Source organism: Flavobacterium gossypii (assembly GCF_014138495.1).
GTDB classification, from domain to species: Bacteria; Bacteroidota; Bacteroidia; order Flavobacteriales; family Flavobacteriaceae; genus Flavobacterium; species Flavobacterium endophyticum.
Map to the genome: position 1 here is coordinate 1 of NZ_JACJIS010000009.1, position 1433 is coordinate 1433.

General features: G+C 53.1%; 1 protein-coding gene. It reads left to right on the forward strand.

Features of this window, described 5'->3' with window-relative positions; all coding sequences use genetic code 11:
• The coding region (locus GGR22_RS17090; protein ID WP_449528889.1) for an HYR-like domain-containing protein at positions 1-1433 on the forward strand (1433 nt) is incomplete at both ends.

A 1433-nucleotide genomic window follows, 5' to 3' on the forward strand; every position in this document is an offset into this window, starting at 1 on the left:
ACGTTGCCTGCTGCCAGCATAACTGCTGCTTGCGGAAACATCCCGGCTGCGGCTGTATTGACTGCAACCGATGCTTGCGGAAGCGCGACTGTGACATTCGCTGAGACAAGGACCGATGGTGCGTGTGCCGGAAGCTACACGCTTACTAGAAAATGGACGGCTACTGACCTTTGCGGCAATACAGCCGAGCACACTCAAGTAGTGAATGTAACCGATACCCAGGCTCCTGTATTTGCAGGAACACTGCCTGCGGCTGAAGTGGCTGCGTCTTGCGACAATATCCCGGCTGCTGCTACGTTGACTGCAACTGATGCTTGCGGAAGCGCGACTGTAACTTTTGCCGAGACAAGGACCGACGGTGCATGCGCCGGAAGCTACACCCTTACGAGAAAATGGACGGCTACTGACCTTTGCGGGAACACTGCCGTACACACGCAAGTAGTGACTGTACAGGACAATGTGGCTCCAACGTTTGTAGGAACACTTCCATCAAATATCACGGCTTCATGTGAAAACATCCCGGCTGCTGCTGTACTTACTGCAACCGATGCCTGCGGAAGCGCGACTGTAACTTTTGCGGAGACAAGGACAGACGGTGCTTGTGCCGGAAGCTATACGCTTACAAGAAAATGGACGGCTACCGACCTATGCGGCAATACTGCCGTACATACTCAGACAGTAACCGTGACTGATACGCAGGCTCCTGTATTTGCAGGAACACTGCCTGCGGCTGAAGTGGCTGCGTCATGCGACAATATCCCGGCTGCGGCTACGCTTACTGCAACCGATGCTTGCGGAAGTGCGGCTGTAACTTTTGCCGAGACAAGAACCGATGGTGCTTGCGCCGGAAGCTACACGCTTACAAGAAAATGGACGGCTACCGATCTTTGCGGTAACACTGCCGTACACACGCAAGTAGTGACTGTACAGGACAATGTGGCTCCAACGTTTGTAGGAACACTTCCATCAAATATCACGGCTTCATGTGAAAACATACCTGCTGCTACTACGCTTACTGCAACCGATGCCTGTGGAACTGCAACTGTGACATTCGCCGAGACAAGGACAGACGGTGCTTGTGCCGGAAGCTATACGCTTACAAGAAAATGGACGGCTACCGACCTTTGCGGAAATACTGCCGAGCATATTCAGACAGTAACCGTGACTGATACGCAGGCTCCTGTATTTGCAGGAACATTGCCTGCGGCTGAAGTGGCTGCATCTTGCGACAACATCCCGGCTGCGGCTACGTTAACTGCAACCGATGCTTGCGGAAGCGCGGCTGTAACATTCGCTGAAACTAGAACTGATGGTGCTTGCGCCGGAAGCTATACCCTTATAAGAAAATGGACGGCTACTGACCTTTGCGGTAACACTGCGGAGCATACGCAAACAGTGACTGTAACCGATACCCAGGCTCCTGCATTTGCAGG